An 18,235-nucleotide genomic window follows, 5' to 3' on the forward strand; every position below is an offset into this window, starting at 1 on the left:
CCCGCCTCCGCCCCCCGGCCGCGCCCGTCGCGCAACTCTTGAAGAGTCGCGGTCTTGCCGCGCCCCTGAGGCCGCGACTCTTCAAGAGTTGCGGCAGAGAAAGGGCGGCGTCGCCCGTGTGTAGGGGCCACGCCGCCGGATGGGGGGTCAGCGGATCAGGCGGAGGCCGCTCATGCCGCCGTCGACGGCGAGTGAGGTGCCGGTGGTGGCGCCCGAGCGGGGGGAGGCGAGGTAGGCGACGGCCTCGGCGACCTGGTCGGCGGTGACCAGGCGGCCGGTGGGCTGGCGGGCGGCGAGTTTGCGCTTCTCCTCGGCCGGGTCGTCGGCTCCGGCCAGCAGCCGGGCCACCCAGGGGGTGTCGACCGTGCCGGGGGCGACGCTGACCACGCGGATGCCCTCGCCGACCAGGTCGGCGGCCATGGCCAGGGTCAGCGCGTGCACAGCCCCCTTGGTCGCCGAGTAGACGGCCCGGTTCACCAGGCCGGCCGTCGCGGCGATCGAGGAGATGTTCACGATCACGCCGCTCTTCGAGCCGCGCAGGAACGGCAGCGCGGCCCGGCTGGCGCGGGCGATGCCGACGACGTTGACGTCCAGGCAGCGCTGCCACTCTTCGTCGGCGGCCTCCTCGACCGTGCCGACGGCGCTGATCCCGGCGCAGTTGACGAGGATGTCGAGGCTGCCCAGGGTGCTCACGACCCGGGCCATCGCGGCGTCCAGCGGCGCGGTGACGTCGGCGGTGACGGCCAGGTGCCGGCCGCCCTCGGCGGGCGCGCGGTCGAGCACCGCCACCGCCGCGCCGCGGTCGGCAAGCAGATCGGCGATCGCCGCGCCGATGCCCGACGCGCCGCCGGTGATCGCGGCGACCAGGCCTGAGAACTCAGTCATTCTTCCACTCCGGACCGTCGGGGAAGCTGTAGCGGAGCAGGGACTCCTCGTGCATCCTGGCCGAGAAGCCGGGCGCTTCGGGCGCGGCGTACCGGCCGTTCACGATGCGGACCGGGTCGGCGAAGTGCTCGTGCAGGTGGTCCACGTACTCGATCATCCGGCCGTCCAGGGCGGCGGCCACCGAGGTGTAGTCGAAGAACGACAGGTGCTGCACCAGCTCGCACAGGCCGACCCCGCCCGCGTGCGGGCAGACCGGCTTGCCGTACGCCGCGGCCAGCAGCAGGATCGCCAGGTTCTCGTTGACGCCGCCGACCCGGGCCGCGTCGAGCTGCACCACGTCCACCGCGTCGGCCTGCAGCAGCTGCTTGAACATGATGCGGTTGTGCACGTGCTCGCCGGTGGCCACCCGGATCGGGGTGCCGCCGGGTCCGGCCTGGGACAGCCCGGTGCGGATGGCCGCGTGGCCGAGGATCTCGTCGGGGCTGGTCGGCTCCTCGATCCAGTACGGGTTCAGGTGGCCCAGGGCGCTCACCCAGCCGATCGCCTCGCCGACGCCCCACCGCTGGTTGGCGTCGATGCCGATCGGGAAGTCCGGGCCGAGCGCCTGCCGCGCGGCGGTGAACCGGCGGAGGTCGTCGTCGAGGTCCGCGCCGACCTTCAGCTTCACCATGGAGAACCCGTCGGCCACCGCGCGCAGCGCCCGCCGGGTCACCTTCGCGTCGTCGTAGCCGAGCCAGCCCGCCGAGGTGGTGTACGCCGGGAAGCCGTCGGCGGCGATCTCCTCGGCTCGCGCGGCCCGGCCCGGCGCACGTGCGCTGAGCAGGTCGTGGGCGGCCTCGGGGGTCAGCGCGTCGGTGAGGTAGCGCCAGTCCACGCAGTCGACGATCGTGTCGGGGGACAGGCTGGTCAGGTAGCGCCACAGCGGCTGCCCGGCCCGGCGCGCGGCCAGGTCCCAGGCGGCGTTGACGACCGCGCCGGCGGCGAGGTGCATGACGCCCTTCTCCGGGCCGAGCCAGCGCAGCTGCGAGTCGTGGGTGAGCCGGCGGCCGAACTCCCCGAGGTCGAGGGTGTCCAGATCCTGGCCCACCACATACGGTCGAAGCGCTTCGATTGCCGCGGCGCAGATGTCGTTGCCCCGCCCGATGGTGAAGGTGAAGCCGTGCCCGTCGGTGTCGCCGTCGGTGACCAGCTCGACGTAGGCGGCCGAGTAGTCGGGATCCGGGTTCATCGCGTCGGAGCCGTCGAGGTGGCGTGAGGTGGGGAAGCGGATGTCGCGTACGCGCAGATCAATGACCTTCATCGCGCCGCGCCGCGGGGTGGGCAGTGGTGGGTCGGCATGTGGTTGGCTCCTTCCGGCTACATCCTGGATCCTATAGGATCTAGCCTCAAGAGCAAGACATCGTCAAGGGAGGAGGGGTCGCTCCGTGCGGATCGCACTGTTCGTCACATGTCTCAACGACGCGCTGTTCCCGCAGGCCGGTATCGCGACGGTGACGGTGCTGGAACGGCTCGGCCACACCGTCGCGTTCCCGGACGCTCAGTCGTGTTGTGGCCAGATGCACGCCAACACCGGCTACGCGGCGCCCGCCCGCCGACTGGAGCGCCTCACCGGGGCCGCGTTCGCCGGCCACGACGTAATCGTCTCCCCCTCGGGCTCCTGCGTCGCCCACCTGCGCGCCCACACCGGCCTACCCGCCTACGAGCTGTCCGAGCTGCTGATCGACGTGCTCGGCGTGACCGACGTGGGCGCGACCTTCCCGCACCGCGTCACCTACCACCCGACCTGCCACGGCCTGAGAGCACTCCGCCTCGGCGACCGCCCCACCACCCTGCTGCGCGCCGTCAAGGGTTTGCAACTCATCGACCTGCCCGAACCCGAGCAGTGCTGCGGCTTCGGCGGCACCTTCGCCCTCAAGAACGCCGCCGTCTCCGGCGCCATGCTCGCCGACAAATGCGCCAACGCCGCCACCACCGGCGCCGAATACCTCGCCGCCGCCGACAACTCCTGCCTGGCCCACATCGGCGGCGGCCTCGCCCGCCACCCCGCCGCCCCCAAACCGATCCACTACGCCGAAATCCTCGCCACCACCGGAGCCCACCCATGACCCCCCCACCCCCTCCCCGAGCCGACGATCTTGCGTGGACTGTGGGGACGACACGCACTATCCGGGCAGATGGGCAACAGTTCGCGCAAGATCGTCGCGATCATGGGGGTGGGGACGGTGAGTAGGGAGCTGCCGATCGTGGCGATCACGCCGTTTGCGGTGGCGGCGGAGCGTGAGCTGGGGGATGCGCAGCTGCGGGCGAATCTGGGGCGGGCCACGCGGACCATTCGCGACAAGCGGGCGCGGGTGGTGGCCGAGGTCGCCGACTGGGAGCCGATGCGGGATCGGGCCGCGGCGGTCAAGGACGAGGTGCTGGACAACCTGTCGGAGCTGCTGGCGCGATTCGAGGCGGCGGCGGTCGCGGCCGGGGCGACGGTGCACCACGCGACGGACGCCGCGCACGCGAACGCGATCGTGACCGAGCTGGTGAAGGAGCAGCGGGCCGAGAGCGTGGTGAAGATCAAGTCGATGGCCACGCAGGAGATCGGGCTGAACGAGGCTCTTGAGGCCGCGGGCATCACGCCGATCGAGACGGACCTGGCCGAGCTGATCGTGCAGCTCGCCGACGACACCCCGTCGCACATCCTGGTCCCGGCGATCCACTACAACCGCAGCCAGATCCGGGACCTGTTCGCGCGGCGCATGCCCGGGTTCACCGCCACGTCGGACGAACCCGCGGTGCTGGCCGGGGCGGCGCGCGAGTACCTGCGCCGCACGTTCCTCGCCGCGAAGGTGGCGGTGTGCGGGGCCAACTTCGCGATCGCTGCGACCGGGTCGCTGGTCATCGTCGAGTCGGAGGGCAACGGGCGGATGTGCCTGACCCTGCCGGAGACGCTGATCGCGGTCGTGGGCGTGGAGAAGCTGCTGCCCCGCTTCGCCGACCTCGGCGACTTCCTGCGGCTGCTGCCGCGCTCGTCGACCGGGGAGCGGATGAACCCGTACACCTCGATCTTCACCGGGGTGACGCCCGGTGACGGGCCGCAGCGGCTGCACATCGTGCTGCTGGACAACGGCCGCACCCAGGTCGCGCAGGACCCGGTCGGCCGGGCGGCGCTGCGCTGCATCCGCTGCTCGGCCTGCCTCAACGTGTGCCCGGTGTACGAGCGCGCGGGCGGCCACGCCTACGGCTCGGTCTACCCCGGACCGATCGGGGCGATCCTGTCGCCGCAGCTCACCGGGCAGGACGCGGGGTTCAACAAGACCCTGCCGTACGCCTCGACGCTGTGCGGGGCCTGCTACGACGTCTGCCCCGTGAAGATCAACATTCCGGAGATCCTGGTGCACCTGCGCCAGACCGGCTCGAAACCGGCCGCCGAGCGGGCCGCGATGTCGACACTGAGCTGGGTGATGCGCGACCGGCGGCGGTGGCGCGCCGCGCTGCGGGCCGCCCGGTCCGGGGCCGCGCCGCTGCGCGCCCTCACCCGCCGCCGGGGCGGCACGCTGCGGCGCGCGCCGTGGCCGCTGTCGGCGTGGACCGCGCACCGCGACGCGCCGCTGCCCGCGGCCGAGTCGTTCCGAGACTGGTGGAGGCGCACCCATGAGTCTTCCTGAGCTGTTCGCCGAGCGGGCGGGCGACTACCGCGCCGGGATGCACCACTGCACCGAGGACGACCTGCCCGCGGTGCTCGCCGGTCTGCTGGCCGGAGCGTCCAAGGTGGTGCTGCCGCCGGGCCTGCCGGACGCGTGGACCGCCGCGCTGACCATGCCGGCCCTCCTGGACGGCCCGGCGGTCGCACAGGCGGCTCGGCCCGGATCGGCTCGGGACGGGCGAGCCGCCGCGCTGACGGCGGCCGAGCTGGACGAGGCCGGGCTGACGGCGGTTGAGCTGGACGAAGCCGGGCTGTCCGTGCTCACCGGGTGTGCGGTGGCGATCGCGGAGACCGGCACGATCGTGCTCGACGCCGGGCCGGGGCAGGGCCGGCGGCTGCTGACACTGGTCCCGGACCACCACGTCTGCGTGGTACGCGACGAGCAGATCGTCGCCGACGTGCCCGACATGATCGCCGCGCTGCCCGATCCCCGCCGACCCCTGACGATGATCTCCGGGCCGTCGGCGACCAGTGACATCGAGCTGAACCGGGTCGAGGGCGTGCACGGTCCGCGCCGCCTCGACATCGTCTGCGTACATCCCTGAGCACACGGAAAGGCGATCCACCATGACCAAAGCGCTAGGCGGCTCCAAGGTCGCGGTCAGCGCGCTCGGGTTCGGCGCGGCGTCCATCGGCAACCTCTACCGGGCCGTCCCGGACGAGCAGGCCGCGGCCACCGTCGACGCCGCCTGGCAGGCGGGCATCCGGTACTTCGACACCGCACCGCACTACGGGCTGGGCCTGTCGGAGCAGCGGCTGGGCCGGGCCCTGGCCGGGCGGCCGCGCGAGCAGTACGTCGTCTCCACCAAGGTCGGCCGGATCCTCGTCGACGAACCCGACGGCGCGGGCGACGACATGGCCAACGGCTTCGCGGTGCCCGCGACCCGGCGGCGGGTGTGGGACTACAGCGCCGCCGGGGTGCGCCGCAGCATCGAGCAGAGCCTGTCCCGGCTCGGCCACGACCGCGTCGACATCGTGCTGATGCACGACCCGGAGGAGAGCCCGGACCCCGACCGGGCGCTGCGCGAGGCGTACCCGGCGCTGGACGGGCTGCGCCGCGAGGGTGTCGTCGGCGCGATCGGCGTCGGCTCCAAGGACCCGGCGACGCTGGCGCGCTTCGCGCACGAGACCGATGTGGACGCGCTGATGGTCGCCGGGCGGTACACGCTGCTGGAGCAGCCCGCACTCGACGACATCCTGCCCGCCTGCGTCACTCGTGGCATCTCGGTGCTCAACGTCGGCGTGTTCAACAGCGGCCTGCTGGCCGTGGAGTGGCCCGACGAGACCCGGCCGTACGAGTACGGCGCCGCGCCCGCCGGCATCCTGGCCCGCGCGCAGGGCATCGCCACCGCGTGCCGCCGCCACGGGGTGACCCTGCCGCAGGCCGCGCTCGCGTTCGCGGCCGCGCACCCGGCCGTCGCGTCGGTCGTGGTCGGCGCGGGCAAGCCGAGCCACGTCGAGCGCAGCGCCGAGTGGTTCGCCCTGCCCGCGCCGCCCGCGCAGCTGTGGGCCGAGCTGGTCGACGAGGGCCTGCTGCGCCCCGACGCCCCGGTCCCCGCATGACGTACCTGCATCTCGACCTGGACAGCGGTGGCCAGTACACCGAGCCGGCGGTCGGCTGGGGCGGGCCGCTGCAGGCACTGTCCACGCTGTACAAGGCGCTGGACGGGCTGGTCGACCCGGCCGATCCGCGGCTGCCCGTCGCGCTGGTCACCAGCACCGTCGCCGGGCTCGGCGCGGTCGGCACGGCGCGCGTCGCCGCCGTCGGCGTCTCGCCGCTGTCCGGCGCGGTCGCCGAGACCCGGGCCGAAGGCCCGTACGCGGCGGGCATGCGCGCGGCGGGGATCACCGGCATCAGCCTGACCGGGTCTGCCGTCCAGCCGTCCTATGTCGTCGTCGCGGCCGGACGGGCCGCTGTGCTCCCGGCGGGCGAGCTGTGGGGGATGGAGACCGGGCAGGCCACCGAGACCCTGCTGGCCCGGCACGGGCGCGACGCCGCCGTCGCGGTGATCGGGCCGGCGGGCGAGGCCGGGGCGCGCTACGCCGACGTCGTCACCTGCGGCTCGTTCCCGCTGCCCCGGCTCGGGTTCGGGGCGGTGCTCGGCGCGCGGCGCATCAAGGCCGTTGTCTGCGTGCCGTCCGGTTCCGCCCCGTGGCCGCACGACGTGCTCGCCGCGCAGGCGCTGTTCACCGCGTACCGCCGGGAGATGCCGGACCACCCGCTGGCCGGCTGGCAGCTCGCAGCCCCGGGTTTCGGGGCCTGGCCGGGCACGTCGGCCGAGCCCGGCGCGGCGGCGGTGCGCAACTTCGCCGACACCGCCACCGCCCCCGCGTCCTGGCCCGGCCTGCACCCCGACCGCTACGCCGCGTTCGCGACCTGGTCCGGCGGCGGCTGTCCCGGCTGCCCCAACGACTGCGTCAAGGGGTACGCGGGCGCGGGCCTGCACCAGGAGGCCGTGGCGATGCTCGGTCCGAACCTCGGTATCGGCGACCTCGGCGCGATCCTCGCCGCCAACGCCCGCTGCCAGGACCTGGGCCTCGACCCGGTGTCGCTCGGCGGCACCCTGGCCTGCGTGTTCGAAGCCGCCGATCGCGGCTCGCTGCCGTCCTGGCTGGCCGAGGAGCTGCCGCCGGGAGCCGGCTTCGGGGCCGCCGAGCTGCTCGTCGAGCTGGTCGAGCGGGCCGCTCGGCCGGGGCATCCGCTGGGGGTGGGCGCGGCGGCGCTGGCCGCCCGGATCGGCGCGCCCGAACTCGCGATGACCAGCCGCGGGGTCGAGCTGCCGCCGTTCGACCCGCGCGCCCAGCCCGGCCTGGGACTGATGTACGCGGCCGCGCCGATCGGCCCGCGCTACGACGCCGTGGAGCACGACCTCGACTTCGACCCGGTGTACGGCCTGCCGCACTGCTACGGCGAGGCCGAGCGGATCGGGCTGTCGGTGCCCGCGCCCGCGTCCACCCTGGACGTCGCGCGCACGCTGCGCCTGGCCGACCTGTGGAGCGGCCTGGACGCGCTGCTGATCTGCCCGTTCGCCAGCACGCCGACCCGGCCGCTCACCCTCGACCGCGTCTGCGAGCTGGTCCGGGCCACCTCCGGCCGTCCGATCACCCCGGAGCAGGTGTTCGCCCTCGGCCGGGACCGGCTGCGCGCCCAGCAGGAGATCAACGACCGGCTCGGCGTGCCCGCCGGGACCCTGCCCGCCAGGTTCTTCGACGAACCCGTGGCCACCGGTGCGCACCGCGGAGCGGCCCTCGACCGGGCCGAGTTCTCCGCCGCGGTGCGGGCGCTGCACCACCACTGGCGCACCACCACGACCTGACACGCGCGCCAGCCCTAGCCCCCGACCACCGTCGCCGTCGCGTCGTCGCATCGCATCGCATCGCATCGCGACGATCTTCACGCCTTCCGTGATCTGGTCCAGACCGGAATGCGCGAATCGCCGGATTCGGCTCGGGGGAGCAGGGGTCGTTGCCTAGGCTTACGTCATGGCTCGGACCGCCGCTGACCAGGTGCGCAGTGATGACTTGTTCACCACCGCGCTGTGGGGATACTCCATGGACGAGGTGGACGCCTACGTCGAGGACACCGCCAGGCGCATGCGCCGGCTCGCCGCGGAGATCCAGCGGCTGTCCGTGGCGGAGAACCAGCTCGGCGCCGCCCGGATAGAGATCTCCAAACTGACCTCCGAACTCGCCGAGGCGCGGCCGCTGGCCAGCGTCGGCCCCCGGGTGCAGGCGATCCTGCGGATGGCCGAGCGGGAGGCCGAAACGCTGCGCCGCACGGCGTTCGAGGTGCTGCGCAAGGCCTACGAGGAGGCGCGCGAGGTTCGGCAGAAGGCCGAGGACGAGGCGTACAACGCCACCCGCGACTACGAGATCGCCCTCGCCCACCGCCGCAGGCACGACAAGGAAGAGCTGATCGCCGAGGTCATGGCCGAAGCCGCCGCGAGCGCCGAGCCGGAGCCCGAGCCGCGCGAGACCGTCGGGATGCGGGAACTGTTCGCCAGCGCGTCCGAGAAGAAGCGCAAGCGGGTGGACGGCCGTCAGCCGGTGGACGGGGTAGCCCGCAAGAGCGCCGTCGAGCCGGTGCCAACGGTGCAGGCGGGGTCGGACCTGGGGTTCACGCCGGATCTTGAGGCCGAACGCGACGTCGAGCCCGTTCCCACTGCGACGGACGCCCGCGCCGTGGGTCTGGCGTCGGCGAACGGCCAGGCTGCGGGTTCGGCGCCAACGGGCCGCCCGACCGCGGTCGCGGCGCCGGTGGACGGGGCTCGCGAGGATGCCGCCGCGGCCGCCTGTCTCGGGCCTGCCGAGGCCGGTGTGCAGCGCGACGAGCCGGGGGTCGATGACCACACCGTGCCGGAGGTGCTGGAGGACGAGTACCCCGTCATCGAGGAGCCGGTGGAGCGGTTCCACAACGGGTCGAACAAGTCGCGCCGCAAGCGGGCCCGCAACCAGCGCGCCAACCCCGCCAACGCGCAACCCGCCGGCTCGTCCGACCCCGCGCAGACCCTTCCCGCCAAGCGCCCGTGAGCCGGCCCGGCCCGGACCCCGGACCGATGGTGTGCAGAGCGTCCTTCGGTGCCATGAGCTGCGGTCCGGCCGCAGCTCATGGCACCGAACAGCGATCATCCACCCTGTCGCCGACCGTGCCCCACGGCGGCGTCAGCGGGCTTCGCGCCAGCCGCGCTTGAGGTCGCCGTTCCAGCCGCGCCGGATGTCGGTGGAGGCGTGCGGTGCTCCGACGCGGAGCACGTCCCAGCGGCGGTGCGGCTCCTCGGAGCTCTTCAGCGTGATCCGGTCACCGATTCTGACCTTGGGCTCCACCCAGCACGTCAGCATCCGGTTTCCGGATCTCAGGTCGACCTGAACCAGCGTTGTCATGGCCGCGACGGTAGCAACGATCACCGTCGACGTCCTCCGAGTTTCGCCGCCGCCCGCCGGGTGCGGATGGGGACTGGTTCACATTCTGTTCACGGGACGCGCGGGCGGGGTGACGCTGCGGGTACGGTGCCGCCCGTGACCCTGTACCTGCTCGCCTTCGCGGTGCTCACCGTGGCGGCGTTCGCCCAGGCCATCTCGGGCTTCGGCTTCTCCCTGGTGGCCGTGCCGCTGCTGGCCATGATCGTGGATCCGCAGCCTGCCGTGGTCGCCGCCACGATGGTGAGCTGCTGCCTGAACACGGCCAACGCGTACGGGCACCGCCGCCACCTCGACCTCGGCGCGACGCGGCGACTGCTGCCCTGGGTGCTGGCGGGGCTGCCGCTGGGCGTGCTGGCGCTGCGACTGCTGCCGTCGGGCGCGCTGGTCGCCGTGATCGCGCTGGTGACGCTGGGCTGCACGGTGGTCGTCTGGCGGGGCTGGCACCTCGCGCCGGGCGGCTGGACCCTGCGCGGCGCGGGCCTGCTGTCCGGGGTGCTCACCACGGCCACCGCCACGAACGGCCCGCCGCTGGTGGCGGCCCTGCAGGCGATGCGGCTGGAGCCGCGCGCGTTCCGGGCCACGCTGGCGTTGCTGTTCGCCGCGGTGTCGCCGATCGCGGTGGCCGGGTTTCTGCTGGCGGGGCTGCTGAGCACGCGGGCGCTGCTGGTCGCGGCGGTCGGCCTGCCGGCGGCGGCGCTGGGCGGCTGGGCGGGCAACCGGCTGTTCGCCCGGTTCGCCGCGGGCACGTTCCGCCGGATGGTGCTGGGCGCCCTCGTGGTCAGCTCGGCGGCGGCGCTGGCGAAGGCGGCCTGGTAGCCGATGTCGCAGGGTTGAGGCAGGGTGGACGGCGTGACTGATCGACTGGTACGCCTCGTTCCCTGGTCCGACGACGATCTCGGCCTGCTGCGCCGGATCAACACGCCCGAGATGAAGAAGCACCTCGGCGGCCCGGAGACCGAGGAGAAGGTGCTGGCGCGCCACCAGCGTTACCTGGCGCTGCCGAACGGCCGCATGTTCCGGGTCGCGCTGGCGGCGACGGGGGAGCCGGTCGGCACCATCGGCCACTGGGACCGGGAGTGGCAGGGCGAGCAGGTGTACGAGACCGGCTGGAGCGTGCTGCCGGAGTTCCAGGGCCGGGGCATCGCCGTCGCGGCCGCGCAGGAGTTGATCGAGGCGGCGCGCGCCGACGGGCGGCGCCGGTGGCTGCACGCGTACCCGGGCGTGGACAACCTGCCCTCGAACGCGATCTGCCGCAAGGCCGGGTTCGAGCTGGTCGGGCCGTACGACTTCGAGTACCCGCCGGGCAGCCTCATGCGCAGCAACGATTGGCGCTACGACCTGTCGAGTTCCTGATCGGCCGGTTCCCGGCAAAAAATCTTGGAAGAATTTCCCCGCGGATGTAGAGACCGGCGGGCCGGCTCCGTCCGTGAGGTGAAGGGCGGGCCGACGGGGCCCGCCGGACCGGAGGGAAGACCGCGATGAAGTACCTGCTTTTGATCTACGGCAACCAGGAGAAGTGGGCGTCGATCCCGGCCGAGACGTTCCCGGTGGAGGTCGCCAAGCAGGAGGCCTGGAACGCGAAGTACAAGGAGACCGGCGAGCTGCTGGGTGCGTACGGGCTGGCCGACGCGGCGGTGGCGAAGCTGGTCCGCCGCGTCGACGGGCAGCCCGCGGTGACCGACGGGCCGTACCTGGAGACCAAGGAGTACATCGCGAGCTTCTACCTGCTCGACTGCGAGAGCCAGCAGCGTGCGGAGGAGATCGCGGCGGACATGCCGTGGACCGACCAGGATCCGGTCGAGCTGTGGCCGGTCTTGCACGAGTCGCCGGTCAACGACCTGTGATCACCGACCGGCGCGTCGAGGAGCTGCTGCGCGAACTCGCGCCGCAGGTCCTCGGCGCGCTGGTGCGCCGCTACGGCATGTTCGACGCCTGCGAGGACGCGGTGCAGGAGGCGCTGCTGGTCGCGGCGACGAAGTGGCCGGCCGACGGCGTGCCGGACAACCCGCGCGGCTGGCTGATCACGGTCGGCGCGCACCGCCTGCTGGACGAGGTGCGCAGCGAGTCGGCCCGCCGCCGCCGCGAGGACGCGGTCACCCTCGCCACGCCGCAGTCGGCGCTGCTCGGCGCGCCCGCCGATGCCGAGCCCGACCGCGACGACTCGCTGACGCTGCTGTTCCTGTGCTGCCATCCGGCGCTGGCCGCGCCGAGCCAGGTCGCGCTGACCCTGCGCGCGGTCGGCGGTCTGAGCACCGAGCAGATCGCCACGGCGTTCCTGGTGCCGACGGCGACCATGGCGCAGCGGATCAGCCGGGCCAAGGCGAGCGTGAAGGCGGCGGGCGCGTCGTTCGCGATGCCCGACGCCGCCGACCGCGACGGCCGCCTGCGGGCCGTGCTGCAGGTGCTCTACCTGATCTTCAACGAGGGGTACGCCACCACGGCCGGCCCCGACCTCGTCGCCCCCCAGCTGTCCGACGAGGCGATCCGCCTGACCCGCTGGCTGCGCCGCCTGCTGCCCGACGACCCCGAGGTGGCCGGGCTGCTCGCCCTGATGCTGCTCACCGACGCCCGCCGCCCGGCCCGCACCCGCTCCGACGGCAGCCTGGTGGCCCTGGCCGACCAGGACCGCGGCCGCTGGGACCGGGCCCGGATCACCGAGGGAGTGGCCCTGATCAGCGAGGCCCTGCCCCGCGGCGCGGTCGGCCCGTACCAGCTCCAGGCCGCCATCGCCGCGGTCCACGACGAGGCTCCCGCCATGGCCGACACCGACTGGCCCCAGATCCTCGCCCTCTACGGCCTACTGGAACAGGTCGCCCCCAGCCCCGCCGTCACCCTCAACCGCGCCGTCGCCGTCGGCCACGTCCACGGCCCTCAGGCCGGCCTGGACCTCCTGGCGACCCTCGCCGCCGACCCCCGCATGGCCAACCACCACCGCCTCCTGGCCACCCGAGCCCACCTGCTCGAACAGTCCGGCGACCACACCGCCGCGGCGGCCTCCTATCGCGCCGCCGCCACCCTGGCCACCAACCTCCCCGAACGCCGCCACCTCACCACCCGCGCGGCGGAGAACGAAGGAAGGCGCCTTCTTGACGCTCCGCGTCATAGAAGGCGCCTTCCCACTCAGCGGCCCGGCTGAGCAGGCTCGTCGTGGGTCGCGGCGCGGCGTTGGGCGTGTCGGCGTCCGGCGAGGCCGCGCAGCGCGGCGAGGCCGATGACGAGCCAGACGACGTTGACCGCCACCGACGGCAGCGCACGGTGCACGATGCCGTTGACCGCGAGCGCGACCGCCCCGGCGAGGTTGAGCAGCTGATACGTCGTCCCGGCCGCGATCCGCCCGCTGGACAGCAGCCCGTACGCCAGCAGCAGCGCGGCCGCGCCCAGCCACCCGAACACCTCGACCAGCAGGTCGACGCTCATGACCGCGCCCGGCCGTAGCGGGTGCTCATCGCGGCACCAGCGCGTACGCGCGCACCGGGAACGTGCCGAAGTCGCGCACCGGCGCGGGCGCCGCGTGCAGCCGGGCGCCGTGCACGGGCAGCTCGCCGAGGCCGGTCAGGTGCTCCAGCACGGGGATGCCCGCGTGCAGCAGGATCGAGTGCGCGGGCCGGGTCCTGCCGTCGGTGCAGTCGATGTTGACGCTGTCGATGCCGACCAGCTTGGCCCCGGCGTCGACCAGGTGCTTCGCGCCGTCCTCGGCCAGGTACGGGGCCGCGACGCCGTACTCGGCGGTGCGCCAGTGCCGGTCCCAGCCCGTGTGCAGCAGCACCGCCCGCCCGGCCACGTCGTAGGGCGCGAGGGTCTGCGCGGTGATCGCCCGCTCGGTCGTGCCGGTCACCCGGACCACCACGGCGGGCAGGTCGGCCAGCGACTCCAGGGGCAGCCCGGCCAGGTCCACGCCGCCTTCGTAGCGGTGGAACGGGCTGTCCACGTAGGTGCCGGTGTTGCTGACCATGCTGATCCGGTCGATGGTGAACTCGGTGCCCTCGGCGTAGACGCCGCGCGAGTCGGCGCGGGTCAGGTGCGGGATGATCTCCGGACCGGGCAGCCCGGGGTAGGTGGTCATCCCGGCCTCGATCACGTGGCTCAGGTCGACCAGCCGGGTCTGCCGCCTGGTGGCGGCGTTCGCGGACGGGCCGCCGCGGGAGCCCTTGTGCGCCTCCGTGAAGACCTCGACCCCGGTCAGCCGCACCTGGTCCACCATCAGCAGGCCGAGGTGGCTGACGAACAGCGCGGCCAGGTCGTCGGGGGTGACGTCCGGGCCGGGCACGTCGAGGCGGAAGCCCTGCGCCTGGATGCCGCCGCCGTTGAGGAAGGTCACGTCCGCGTCGAAGGACGCCCGGTACTCGGTCATATCCTCATGATCCGCCTCGGTCGGCATGCAGCACAAGCGACGATCTCTTCATGTGGCATGTAGCCTGACTGAATGCAGATCGACCCGCGCCGCCTCGCCGTGCTGCGCGCCGTCGCCGACGCGGGCGGCGTGCTCGCCGCGGCGTCCGTGCTGCATCTGACCCCGTCGGCGGTGTCGCAGCACATCGCGCGGCTGGAGGCGGAGACCGGGGTGACCCTGCTGGACCGCTCGCAGCTCGGCGGGCGGCGCGCTGCCGGGCTGACCCCGGCCGGGCGGATGCTGGCGGGCCACGCCGCGAAGCTCGGGGCGGTGCTCGCCGCCGCGGAGCACGAACTGGCCGCGTTCACCGGGCAGGTCGCCGGGCCGGTGAACGTGGGCGCGTTCCCGACCGCGATCCGGCACCTGGTCGTCCCAGTGGCCGCCGAGCTGGGCCAGAGCGCGCCCGCGGTGGCGCTGCGCATCCGGCAGTACGAGCCGGAGCCGGGACGGGCCGCGCTGCGCACCGGCGAACTGGACCTGCTGATCACGGAGACCGACGCGGCCGCGCCCGCTCGCGACCCGGCCGGGCTGCGCACGGTGAAGCTGTTCGACGATCCCTACCGGATCGTGGTGCCGCGCCGCTGGGGTCCTGTCACCGACCTCGACGTGCTGCGGGACCGGCCGTGGGTGGACGGGCCGCCCGACACCGCGGTGCGCCGGGTGCTCGACCGGGTGTGCGCCCAGCACGGCCTGACCCTGGACCGCCGGCACGAGTGCCTGGAGTTCCCCGCCGCGCTCGCCGTGGTCGCGGCCGGCCTGGCCGCCGCCGTGGTGCCCGCGCTGGCCCTGCCCGAGGAACATCCGGCGGTCCGCGCCATCACCACCCCGCTGGTGGGCGCCCGCCGCCTCGACCTGATGCACCGCCGCGGCCGCCACGAACCCAGCCCCGCCGCCCGCCTGGTCGCCGCCGCACTCACCACCCAAGCCCACACCACCACCCCATCCCCCTAGGAAGCCCCACCCACCGTGCAAAGCAAGGGCACCTTCTTATCGCTATGCGTTGTAGAAGGTGCCCTTGCCATCCGCACTGCCCGTGCGAGCTGCGGAAGGATGCCGTCCAGGGTCAGGTGGCGTCGGACAGGGCCGAGGCCAGGCGGCCGGCGATAGGCTCCAGCACCTGGTACGCGCCGTCCGAGAGGTCGCCGTCGCCGCGCATGTCCCGCAGCTTGGCCAGCAGGTCCCGGGCCTCGTCGGCGGCCTCGTCGTCGCCGTCCTTGCGCAACCGCTTCTCGATGTCCTGGACCTGCTTGCGCAGTTCGGCAGCGTTCTTGCCGGCGATGCCGCCCGTCTGCGCCAGCCGGTCTATCTCCTGCCGCAGCTGCCGGAGCTGATCGGCGGGCCGGGCGGCGGACGGCTGCGGCGCGGCGGCCCGGGAGGCGCTCGCGGGGACCGACGGCCCGGCCACGGCGGCGTTGCCGGGCGGTGACCCGGCCGAGGCGAGCACGATCATCATGAGCCCGGCGACGATGGCCAGCACGCCCGCGGTCCCCCACAGCACCGGCCGCAGCCAGCGGTCGGGTCGTGCCGGGCGGGCTGCGGACCTGCGCGCTGGTTCGGGCCGGTAGAGCGGGGGAGGGGGCACGGAGGCCACCCCGACCAGCGTGCCCGACGATCGTGCGCCGGACGGTGACACCGGTGCCGAGATGAGGGTGTCGGAGAGCTGGGCCGTCGCGTACGGGTCGGGCACTATCGCCTCGCCGATCGTCAGCAGCTGCGCCGCGACCTGGTCGGCGCTGCCGGGCCGGTGCCGGGGGTCGGCCGCGGTCAGCCGTCCGGTGAGCTCGGCCAGGGGCTCGGGCACTCCGGCGCGCAGCAGGTCGTCGCGTACGCCGTCGCCGTCGTGCCCGGCCGGGGGCGGGGCGCCGGTGAGCATCGCGTACAGCGAGCAGCCCAGCCCGAACACGTCGGTGCGCGCGTCGACGGGCCCGCCTGCGGCCTGCTCGGGGGCGGTGTAGCCGCGGGTGCCCGCGATCAGGGACGGGTACGCCGCCTCCTGCCAGGCGGCGATGCCGAAGTCGCACACCTTGACCGTGCCCGACGAGTTGACCAGCAGGTTGGCCGCGGTCACGTCGCGGTGCACGATGCCGGCCGAGTGCGCGGCGGCCAGGGCTGCGCATGTCTGCACGGCGATGCCGACGGCCTGGTCGCGGTGCAGCGGGCCGTCCTGCAGCAGGGTGTGCACGCTGGGCCCGTCGACGAGTTCCATCACCACGTACGCGTCGTCGGACTCGACGGCGACGTCGTACACCGCGACGATGTGCGGGTGCGGCAGCGCGGCGACGGCCTGCGCCTCACGCCAGAAGCGCTGCCGCATGCCGGTGTCGGCGAACCGTGCCGGGTCCAGGATCTTCACGGCGACCGGGCGGCGTAGACGCAGGTCGCGTCCACTCCAGACGGTGGCCATGCCGCCGTGCCCGATCTCCTCGTCGATCTGGTACCGGGCGCTCAGGAGTCTGCCCATTCGGTGGCTCTACCCGGCTCTCCAGACCGCAAACCGAATCCGGCCGATGTCACCCTTACGCGTCCGCCGGAGCGTGGCGCGAGTCGGGAAGGCGACCCGGTCCGGCCGAGGTTTATGCGGATCTTGTGGGCCGTTTAAGGTCTCCACAAGGGAGTTCTCCGTAGCGTTCCGGGCATCGGCCGTGCACCGCGGCCGCCGCCGCACGCCGCCGTCCCGCCAGCCGGGCTGCCGGACGCGTGCGTGCCCCCGGCAGGAACGGAGTTCACCGCATGCGAAGACTGGTCGCCTACCCGCTGGTGGCGCTGGGTCTCGTGACCGCGTCGCTGGCGCTCGCCTCGCCCGCGTCCGCGCACGGGTACGTGTCGTCGCCCCCGAGCCGCCAGGCGCTGTGCGCGTCGGGCAGGGTCACCGGCTGCGGCCCGGTCCAGTACGAGCCGCAGAGCGTCGAGGGCCCGAAGGGCCAGCGCAACTGCCACGGCGGCCTGGCGCAGTTCGCCGTGCTGAACGACGACAGCCGCAACTGGCCGGCGACGTCGGTCGGCTCCTCGGTGACGTTCAACTGGGTGCTGACCGCGCGTCACTCCACCAGCAGTTGGGAGTACTTCATCGGGGGTAGGCGGATCGCGTTCTTCGAGGACGGCGGCCGCCAGCCGAACGCGACGGTGTCGCACCAGGTGAGCCTGGCCGGGTTCAGCGGCCGGCAGACGCTGCTGGCGATCTGGAACATCGGCGACACCCCGATGGCCTTCTACAACTGCATCGACCTGCAGATCGGCGGGGGCGGCCCGGCTCCGTCGCCGACCGCGTCGCCGACGGCCCGGCCCAGCACGTCGCCCACCGCCCGGCCCACCGCCCGCCCGAGCGCGCAGCCGACGGTGCGGCCGTCGAGCCCGGCCGGGTCGCCGTCGGCCCGGCCGACGGGCCCCGGGCCCGGCGCGCCCGCCGGCGAGTGGGCCCCGGGCACGGCCTACCGGACCGGTGACGAGATCAGCTACCAGGGTGTGCGCTACCGCTGCCGGCAGTCGCACACCTCGATCGTCACCTGGGAGCCCTCGTACTACACGCTGGCGCTCTGGCTGCCGATCTGACCGGCTCCGGCGGGCCGCACCGCCGTGCGGCCCGCCGGTCACCGGCTGCCCTGCCCACCAGCCCTGCCCGCGGCTGAGACCCCCGCACCCGACCCGGCGATCGCGCCGTCTCCGAACAGGACCGTGACGATGAGAAGGATCAAGTTCGCGCTGGCCGCCGCCGCGCTCACGCTGCTGGCCGCCTGCGGCACCGCGGCACCCGAACCGGTGGCGTACCGGCCGCCGTCGGCGCCCGAGGCCGGCGCGACGTTCAACTCGACCGACGTGATGTACCTGCAGATGATGGTCGCCCACCACACGCAGGGCCTGGAGCTGGTCAAACTCGCTCGCACGCGCGGGACCAGCGAGGAGGTGGCGCAGCTCGCGGGCGCGATCGAGGTCACCCAGACCACGGAGCTGGAGGTCATGCAGGGCTGGTTGACCGGGTGGGGCGAGCCGACGACCGCGGGTCACGACCCGAACGCGCACGCCTCGCACGGCGGCCTGCCGATCACCGGCGCGGACGAGATGGCGGCGCTGCGCAAGGCGACCGGCGGACAGTTCCAGACGACGTTCCTGAACCTGCTGATCGGCCACCAGCACAACGCCGTCGAGATGGCCCGTATGGAGACCGACAGCGGCCTCAACGAGAAGGTCAAGGACCTCGCCAACCGGATCAGTCTGTCCCGCACCGAACAGATCAAGCAGATGCTGGGCCTGGTCGCGGCCTGACCCCGCGACCAGGCCGACCCGGCGCCCGAAGGTCCCCCGGCCGCCGTGTCCGAGGCTCCGTCCGCGCTGCTCTGGCAGCATGGGCG

Annotated in this window: 19 protein-coding genes; 13 read left to right on the top strand and 6 right to left on the bottom strand. The window is 73.7% G+C overall.

What is annotated here, in order from left to right:
- Positions 1-147: 147 nt before the first annotated feature.
- Both F6W97_RS22795 and F6W97_RS22800 read right to left on the bottom strand, forming a co-directional pair.
- Positions 148-885, bottom strand: a complete 738-nt coding sequence (locus tag F6W97_RS22795) for an SDR family NAD(P)-dependent oxidoreductase (RefSeq protein WP_155372445.1) — start codon at positions 883-885, stop codon at positions 148-150.
- On the bottom strand, positions 878-2,185 hold the full coding sequence (locus tag F6W97_RS22800) for an enolase C-terminal domain-like protein (RefSeq protein WP_155372446.1): 1,308 nt from the start codon (positions 2,183-2,185) through the stop codon (positions 878-880). The genes F6W97_RS22795 and F6W97_RS22800 overlap by 8 nt, the downstream gene beginning before the upstream one ends.
- Before the next feature lie 124 nt (positions 2,186-2,309).
- Between F6W97_RS22800 and F6W97_RS22805 the strand changes: the two genes are divergently transcribed.
- From F6W97_RS22805 to F6W97_RS22830, 6 genes are all read left to right on the top strand, one after another.
- A complete protein-coding gene (locus F6W97_RS22805; RefSeq protein WP_155372447.1) occupies positions 2,310-2,990 on the top strand; it encodes a (Fe-S)-binding protein in 681 nt (226 codons plus the stop codon).
- Positions 2,991-3,092: 102 nt separating this feature from the next.
- A complete protein-coding gene (locus F6W97_RS22810; protein ID WP_155373068.1) occupies positions 3,093-4,541 on the top strand; it encodes a lactate utilization protein B in 1,449 nt (482 codons plus the stop codon).
- A complete protein-coding gene (locus F6W97_RS22815) occupies positions 4,528-5,124 on the top strand; it encodes a LutC/YkgG family protein (RefSeq protein WP_155372448.1) in 597 nt (198 codons plus the stop codon). Before F6W97_RS22810 ends, F6W97_RS22815 begins: the two co-directional genes overlap by 14 nt.
- A 22-nt stretch (positions 5,125-5,146) precedes the next feature.
- Entirely contained in the window at positions 5,147-6,142 is a 996-nt protein-coding gene (locus F6W97_RS22820) for an aldo/keto reductase (RefSeq protein WP_155372449.1), read from the top strand.
- Positions 6,139-7,896 (top strand): aldehyde ferredoxin oxidoreductase C-terminal domain-containing protein, encoded by a 1,758-nt coding sequence (locus F6W97_RS22825; RefSeq protein WP_155372450.1) that lies wholly within the window; start codon positions 6,139-6,141, stop codon positions 7,894-7,896. The genes F6W97_RS22820 and F6W97_RS22825 overlap by 4 nt, the downstream gene beginning before the upstream one ends.
- 166 nt (positions 7,897-8,062) lie before the next feature.
- Positions 8,063-9,109, top strand: a complete 1,047-nt coding sequence (locus F6W97_RS22830) for a DivIVA domain-containing protein (RefSeq protein ID WP_155372451.1) — start codon at positions 8,063-8,065, stop codon at positions 9,107-9,109.
- Between the two features lie 132 nt (positions 9,110-9,241).
- Here F6W97_RS22830 and F6W97_RS40210 read toward each other — a convergent pair whose 3' ends face one another.
- On the bottom strand, positions 9,242-9,460 hold the full coding sequence (locus tag F6W97_RS40210; protein WP_196279275.1) for a hypothetical protein: 219 nt from the start codon (positions 9,458-9,460) through the stop codon (positions 9,242-9,244).
- 135 nt (positions 9,461-9,595) lie between these two features.
- On the opposite strand from F6W97_RS40210, the gene F6W97_RS40215 reads away from it, so the two are divergent.
- The 4 genes from F6W97_RS40215 to F6W97_RS22850 all read left to right on the top strand — a co-directional run bounded on the left by F6W97_RS40215 (position 9,596) and on the right by F6W97_RS22850 (position 12,635).
- The gene (locus F6W97_RS40215; protein ID WP_196279276.1) at positions 9,596-10,315 is read left to right on the top strand and encodes a sulfite exporter TauE/SafE family protein; all 720 of its coding nucleotides are present in this window, start codon (positions 9,596-9,598) and stop codon (positions 10,313-10,315) included.
- 33 nt (positions 10,316-10,348) lie between these two features.
- Positions 10,349-10,852, top strand: a complete 504-nt coding sequence (locus tag F6W97_RS22840) for a GNAT family N-acetyltransferase (RefSeq protein ID WP_155372453.1) — start codon at positions 10,349-10,351, stop codon at positions 10,850-10,852.
- Between the two features lie 125 nt (positions 10,853-10,977).
- A complete protein-coding gene (locus tag F6W97_RS22845) occupies positions 10,978-11,343 on the top strand; it encodes a YciI family protein (protein ID WP_155372454.1) in 366 nt (121 codons plus the stop codon).
- Entirely contained in the window at positions 11,343-12,635 is a 1,293-nt protein-coding gene (locus F6W97_RS22850; protein WP_230686980.1) for an RNA polymerase sigma factor, read from the top strand. The genes F6W97_RS22845 and F6W97_RS22850 overlap by 1 nt, the downstream gene beginning before the upstream one ends.
- On the opposite strand, the gene F6W97_RS22855 is transcribed toward F6W97_RS22850, so the two are convergent.
- Together F6W97_RS22855 and F6W97_RS22860 are read right to left on the bottom strand one after the other, a co-directional pair.
- Entirely contained in the window at positions 12,620-12,916 is a 297-nt protein-coding gene (locus tag F6W97_RS22855; RefSeq protein ID WP_196279277.1) for a CBU_0592 family membrane protein, read from the bottom strand. The two genes, F6W97_RS22850 and F6W97_RS22855, sit on opposite strands and share 16 nt — an antisense overlap.
- A gap of 25 nt (positions 12,917-12,941) precedes the next feature.
- On the bottom strand, positions 12,942-13,850 hold the full coding sequence (locus tag F6W97_RS22860) for a cyclase family protein (RefSeq protein ID WP_155372455.1): 909 nt from the start codon (positions 13,848-13,850) through the stop codon (positions 12,942-12,944).
- Positions 13,851-13,922: 72 nt separating this feature from the next.
- Between F6W97_RS22860 and F6W97_RS22865 the strand changes: the two genes are divergently transcribed.
- Positions 13,923-14,840, top strand: coding sequence for a LysR family transcriptional regulator (locus F6W97_RS22865; RefSeq protein ID WP_155372456.1), 918 nt, complete (start codon positions 13,923-13,925; stop codon positions 14,838-14,840).
- A gap of 112 nt (positions 14,841-14,952) precedes the next feature.
- Here the strand turns inward: F6W97_RS22865 and F6W97_RS22870 are convergent, their stop codons facing one another.
- On the bottom strand, positions 14,953-16,350 hold the full coding sequence (locus F6W97_RS22870; RefSeq protein ID WP_155372457.1) for a serine/threonine-protein kinase: 1,398 nt from the start codon (positions 16,348-16,350) through the stop codon (positions 14,953-14,955).
- A gap of 269 nt (positions 16,351-16,619) precedes the next feature.
- Here F6W97_RS22870 and F6W97_RS22875 point away from each other — a divergent pair, with 269 nt between their 5' ends.
- Positions 16,620-17,438 carry a lytic polysaccharide monooxygenase gene (locus F6W97_RS22875; RefSeq protein ID WP_155372458.1) on the top strand — a complete coding sequence of 273 codons (819 nt, stop codon included), beginning with the start codon at positions 16,620-16,622 and terminating at the stop codon, positions 17,436-17,438.
- A gap of 129 nt (positions 17,439-17,567) precedes the next feature.
- Positions 17,568-18,149 (top strand): DUF305 domain-containing protein, encoded by a 582-nt coding sequence (locus F6W97_RS22880; protein ID WP_155372459.1) that lies wholly within the window; start codon positions 17,568-17,570, stop codon positions 18,147-18,149.
- The last annotated feature ends 86 nt before the right edge of the window (positions 18,150-18,235 follow it).

It is taken from the genome of Catellatospora vulcania (genome assembly GCF_009720385.1).
Taxonomy (GTDB): domain Bacteria; phylum Actinomycetota; class Actinomycetes; order Mycobacteriales; family Micromonosporaceae; genus Catellatospora; species Catellatospora vulcania.